5 protein-coding genes and 1 pseudogene are annotated in these 5,152 nt (G+C 49.6%); 1 reads left to right on the top strand and 5 read right to left on the bottom strand.

Annotation, left to right across the window (positions count from 1 at the left end; genetic code table 11):
• Positions 1 to 849, top strand: a pseudogene (locus tag Q0236_RS11770) (hypothetical protein); the annotation flags it as partial.
• Positions 850 to 966: 117 nt separating this feature from the next.
• Here the strand turns inward: Q0236_RS11770 and Q0236_RS11765 are convergent.
• The 5 genes from Q0236_RS11765 to Q0236_RS11745 form a co-directional block, all read right to left on the bottom strand.
• Complete coding sequence (locus Q0236_RS11765; RefSeq protein ID WP_297918250.1) at positions 967 to 1,632, bottom strand: ThiF family adenylyltransferase; 666 nt, start codon at positions 1,630 to 1,632, stop codon at positions 967 to 969.
• The gene (locus Q0236_RS11760; protein WP_297918247.1) at positions 1,629 to 2,780 is read right to left on the bottom strand and encodes a carbon-nitrogen hydrolase family protein; all 1,152 of its coding nucleotides are present in this window, start codon (positions 2,778 to 2,780) and stop codon (positions 1,629 to 1,631) included. The genes Q0236_RS11765 and Q0236_RS11760 overlap by 4 nt, the downstream gene beginning before the upstream one ends.
• A 9-nt stretch (positions 2,781 to 2,789) precedes the next feature.
• Positions 2,790 to 2,981: an exodeoxyribonuclease VII small subunit gene (xseB, locus tag Q0236_RS11755; protein ID WP_297918244.1), complete on the bottom strand. Its 192-nt coding sequence runs from the start codon at positions 2,979 to 2,981 to the stop codon at positions 2,790 to 2,792.
• Complete coding sequence (locus Q0236_RS11750; RefSeq protein ID WP_297918240.1) at positions 2,974 to 4,077, bottom strand: homoserine O-acetyltransferase; 1,104 nt, start codon at positions 4,075 to 4,077, stop codon at positions 2,974 to 2,976. Before Q0236_RS11750 ends, xseB begins: the two co-directional genes overlap by 8 nt.
• A partial coding sequence (locus Q0236_RS11745) for an IMP dehydrogenase (protein WP_297918238.1) occupies positions 4,074 to 5,152 on the bottom strand: 1,079 nt, incomplete at its 5' end. The genes Q0236_RS11750 and Q0236_RS11745, both read right to left, overlap by 4 nt.

The raw sequence follows: 5,152 nt of genomic DNA, 5'->3' as shown, positions 1-5,152 counted from the left end.
AATGCTACTAAAACGGTAAGACTGCTTTTAGACAACGGGGTTAAATTTGAAGAGGCGGAGGTCGTTAGAAATAGGCTGCTTCCGCCGAATTATAACCATATAAAATCTTTGCAAATAAGTGACGATGGAAATTTTACGTTGATTTATGAGACCGACTACCCTATGATTAGTATAGGAGAGCCGAATTATTTCTTTTCATATCTTACGAATACGAATATGTATGAGATAGCAAAGATGGCATTAGAAAGCGGCTACAAGCCATATATTTGGAAATTTCAAAACTCTACGGTAGGTCTAAGGTACGGAAACGATATTAAAAAGGTCGTGCCTGAAGGAATATTAAATGATAAAGCGGAACCGACGGACGGATTTGATATTACCGAATATGATTTTTCATTGTATGATACATTTCCGGGCACTCCAAATTACGAACCGATTTTAAAGCTGCTTATACAGTATAACGTAGGTGGACAACCGAGTCCGGAATTTCTAAAACGAAAATATGATGATTGTCATAGAAACTATATATATAGTTTGGATAGTTATTATAAAATAAACTACGATGCAACTTATTATATACCTAAAAGTGAAATTTCGCTTATAACGACGGTATATCGCAAATATTGCAAAGATAGAAATTCTACATTTAAAGATGTTTATGAATATACGAAATTTGCAAGCGAGTTAAATGAAATGGAAGCGGTATCCATCCATATGTATACCAGAGATAAAGACGGTCGCAAGCTTGATCAGCCGTATAAAGATAATTTAAAAAAGCTAGATAAATATATAGACGATATCTCATCCGATGAGATAAAAAATGCAATAAAAGAATCTTATGAAAACTAGATATTAAGGAGAATGAAATGACAGAAGAAGAGTTAAATCAACATACTCAAAGTTAGCTTTTTGATATAAAGTCAACCCACAAGCTCGGGCTTAAATTTAAACTAGCCCGAGCCAAAACTACAATCTTATCTTCCTAACTTCCAGCTCGCCGCCAAAAAAGTTCGCGTAGTAAAGCAAGTCCTTTTCGACCTCAAGCCCCGCTAGGTAGCGCAGAGCGAGGTTTGCTTCAAAGCTCGCCGCAAACATCACTATAGCAGCCGTTATGCCCGCAGGTGTCGCGTTTAGGCTCGGGAAAAATTTAAAATCCGCATTCTGCACGAAGCAGACTTGGCACTGCCAGCTGTCCACCGAGGCAAACACCCACGGTACGCCTATTTGCTTAGCAAACGTATCGATCTGCGCGCGCGTGGCGAGATTATCGGTCGCATCCAAAATGAGATCAAATTTCTCGCCCGAGGCGGTCGCGCTAGCGAAAAATTCCTCCGCGCGGCTTTTGTGCACCTTCACGCTCACGCCGTCGTAGCGGCTTTCCGTGCGGCTTTTAAAAACATCCGCTTTAAATTTGCCCTCGTCTTCGAGCGTGAATAAAATTTGCCTGTGGATATTGTGAAGCGCCACCGTGTCGAAATCCACGACGCTGATCCGCCCGATACCGCTTGCGCCCAGAGCGTAAGAAAGGCTGCTTCCAAGCCCGCCCGCGCCGATGATCAGGATGCGCTTGTCCGCAAGCGCGCGCTGCGTCTGCTCGCCCCAAAGCTGGATCTGTCTGTGAAAGTAGTTCATAAAAGCCCCCTGCCGACTAGATTTTTGCGGAATTTCCACAGCCCGCGCGCCGCAGCGATCTCGTCCGCGTCCACTTCGCACATCAGCACGCCCTCTTCGTTTTTCAGCTCGTTTGCGATCTCGCCGCCGGGGGTCACGACGAAGCTCTCGCCGTAAAATTTAAACTCGCTTTCACCGAATTTTGCCTCGCCGATGCGGTTGGCGCGGATGACGTAGAGCGAGTTCGTAAACGCGCGCATCTTCAAAAGCTCGCGCCAGCGCCCGCCGCTTTCAAAGGTCGAAGCGCACGGCACGAGCACGCAGCCGACGTTTTTTTGCATAAAATAGCGCCAAAACGCATCAAAATGCGCCTCGTAGCCGAAACACACGCCGAATTTCACGCCGCCCTCGCTAAAGATCATCGGCGAAATTTTACCGATTTTGCGGCTTTTGCGGTTGGCGAAAAAGCCCTCTTCGTTCCAGTGCGGATAATCCATCAGGATATTTTGATCGTAAAATTTCACCTCCGAGGGCGAAAATTTCGCGCAGGATTTCACCCAGATGGGCTCGTTTTCGCTCGCGCAAAAGATCTCCTCTTCGCTCGCTTCTTTTTGGCTTTCTTCGGAATTTAGAGCATTTGAGGCTTCGGAGGCGCTTTTTAAATTTGCGGTTTTAAAATTTAAAGATTTTGCGCCGCAGGAATTTAAGCCGCCTTTGGAACTCTGCTCGCTTGCGGAATTTAAAGCGCCTTTAGAATTTGAACCATCGTTGGAATTTAAATCGCTCTTGGAATTTAGCTCGCCTTTGCAACCAGGCTCGCTTTTAAGGCTTAAAGAATTTTCGCTGCCGCAGCGCGCACTTTTTTGAGCCGCGCCGCCGAAAATGCCCGCCTGCCTCAAAATCGCGCCACTTGCGGCTCTGATTATCGGCGCTACGATATGTAGGTCGTATTTGGCGGCCAGCCGCGCCATCAGCTCCTGTTTATGCTCGCTCTGTTCGCACGCGATGGAGCGGGGCATCTTTTTAAGCTCGCTAAAGAAGGAATTTAGCTCATATTCGCCCAGCAGCACGATCCGCGCGCCGTTGTCTTTGGCGACCTTCATATAGTAATCGATCCGATTTTCGCTCATCGAAAGCGTCGGTAGTTGCAAAACGCATACGTTTATCATCGTCGCCTCCTAAGCCTGCTCGGGTGCGTTTATTTCGGCGACCTCGAGTTTGGCGTTTTCTAAAATTTCCTTCGCCTCTTTTAGCAGCGCGACGCCCTGTTTATACAGCTTCACGCTCTCTTCTAGGCTTAGATCCTTGTCGTTTAGGCTCTTTAAAAGCGCGTTAATCTTCCCCATTTTTTCCTCAAAGCTCTCACTCATCTAAAATCCTTTTTATGATGTAATCAAATTTTTCTATCTCGACCAAAAACGCGTCGTGTCCGTAGTCGCTGTCGATCTGCGCGTAGCTCGCGCGATCCTTTTTGCCTAGATCGCTCATCGTGTCGTAAATTTCTTTCATTAGCTCCGGCGGAAAGAGCACGTCGCCCTTGAAAGAGATGAGGTGCAGGCGAGATTTGATCTGCGCGCAGGCGTTTTTGAGATTGCCGTAGTGGCGCGTGCAGTCAAATATATTCATCATCTTGGCGATGTAGAGATAGCACAGCGGATCAAACCTGCGCGCGAAATTTTCGCCGTTGTATTCAAGGTAGCGATCCACCTGAAAGCGCCCGTTGATTTCGTAAAGACCGTCCGTTTCAACGTAGTTGCGCCCGAATTTATCCTGCATCGAGCTTGGGCTTAGAAAGCTAATATGCCCCGCCATGCGCCCCACCGCCATGCCGTCAAGTCCGCGCTCGGCGATCAGATTTTTATCGTAGTTGCCGTTTTTGAAGCTCGGATCGCGCAAGATGGCCTCGGTCGCGATCTTATTAAACGCGATCGCCCAAGGCTGCGTGGCGTAGGTGCTTGCGAGTACGAAAATTTCATCCGCAAATTCCGGATATTCGATCGCATAGCACAGCGCCTGCATGCCGCCCAGACTGCCGCCGATAACGGCGCGGGCGCGGGCGATACCTAGGCGCTTTAAAAGCATCATCTGCGCGCGCACGACGTCTGAGACGACCACTACCGGAAAGCGCAAGCGGTACTCGCGGCCGCTGCTTTCATCGACGTCGAGCGGGCAGGTAGAGCCGAAAGGCGAAGCCAGGATGTTTATGCAGATGACGAAAAATTTCGTCGTATCGACCGCTTTATGATCGCCGATGAGCCCGTCCCACCAGCCGGGTTTAACGTCGCCCTCGTAAAGTCCTGCGGCGTGCGCGGAACCCGTTAAGGCGTGGCAGATGACGATAACGTTTGATTTGTCCGGGTTTAGCTCGCCGTATGTTTCGTAGGCGAGCTTGAAGTTGGAAAAGACGCGGCCGCTCTCCAGATAAAGCGGCTCGTCGAAATTTTGAATTTTGCTTTGAAGGATCACTGATTTACTCGGTAATTCGGCGCTTCCTGCGTGATGATGACGTCGTGGACGTGGCTTTCTTTAAGACCTGCGCTCGTGATCTCGACGAATTCCGCCTTTTGCTGAAAGGTCGCGATATCCTTGCTGCCGCAGTATCCCATCGAGCTTCGCAAGCCGCCTAGCAGCTGAAAGATCACGTCTTTTAGCATACCCGCGTAAGGCACGCGCCCCTCGACGCCCTCGGGTACGAGCTTTTCTTTTGCGGTACCGTCTTGAAAGTAGCGATCCGAGCTTCCCTTCTGCATCGCCGCAAGCGATCCCATGCCGCGGTAGGTTTTGTACTGGCGGCCCTGAAACGTAATGAGCTCGCCCGGGGTTTCGTAGCAGCCTGCTAGCAAGCTTCCCATCATCACCGAGCTTGCGCCCGCGGCTAGGGCTTTGGCGATGTCGCCCGAGTATTTGATGCCGCCGTCTGCGATGATCGGAATTCCAAATTTAGCCGCCTCGATCGCGCAATCGTTGATCGCGGTAAACTGCGGCACGCCCACGCCTGCTACGATGCGCGTAGTGCAGATCGAGCCCGGGCCGATGCCTACTTTAATCGCGTCCGCTCCTGCGTTTGCGATATCTTTTATGCTGGCGGGGTTTGCGACGTTTCCGACCACTACGTCGACGTCAAAATTTCGCTTCAGCTCCTTAAGCGTGTCGATAATACCTTTGGAGTGTCCGTGCGCAGAGTCCATTACAAGCGCATCTACGCCCGCTTTGACGAGAGCTTCGGCTCTTTGCAGATGGCCTACGCTGATTGCCGCGGCGACGCGAAGGCGGCCGAATTTGTCTTTATTAGCGCTTGGATATTCGATGCGCTTTTTGAGGTCTTTAATCGTAATAAGCCCCTCTAAGTGGCCGTTTGCGTCGATTATCGGAAGCTTTTCTACCTTATTGTTTCTAAAAATTTTCTCTGCATCATCAAGCGTGCAGCCCTTCGGAGCGGTAATTAGCGGAGCTTTGGTCATCTTTTCGCCCACAAGCGCGGCGGTGTCCGTTTCAAAGCGCAGATCGCGATTAGTTAAAATTCCGATTAGCACGCCGTTGT

This window comes from uncultured Campylobacter sp., from assembly GCF_938031315.1.
In the GTDB taxonomy this organism is placed as follows: Bacteria; Campylobacterota; Campylobacteria; order Campylobacterales; family Campylobacteraceae; genus Campylobacter_B.
The sequence above is the reverse complement of the archived record's forward strand: the minus strand, read 5'-3'. Positions and strand labels throughout refer to the sequence as shown.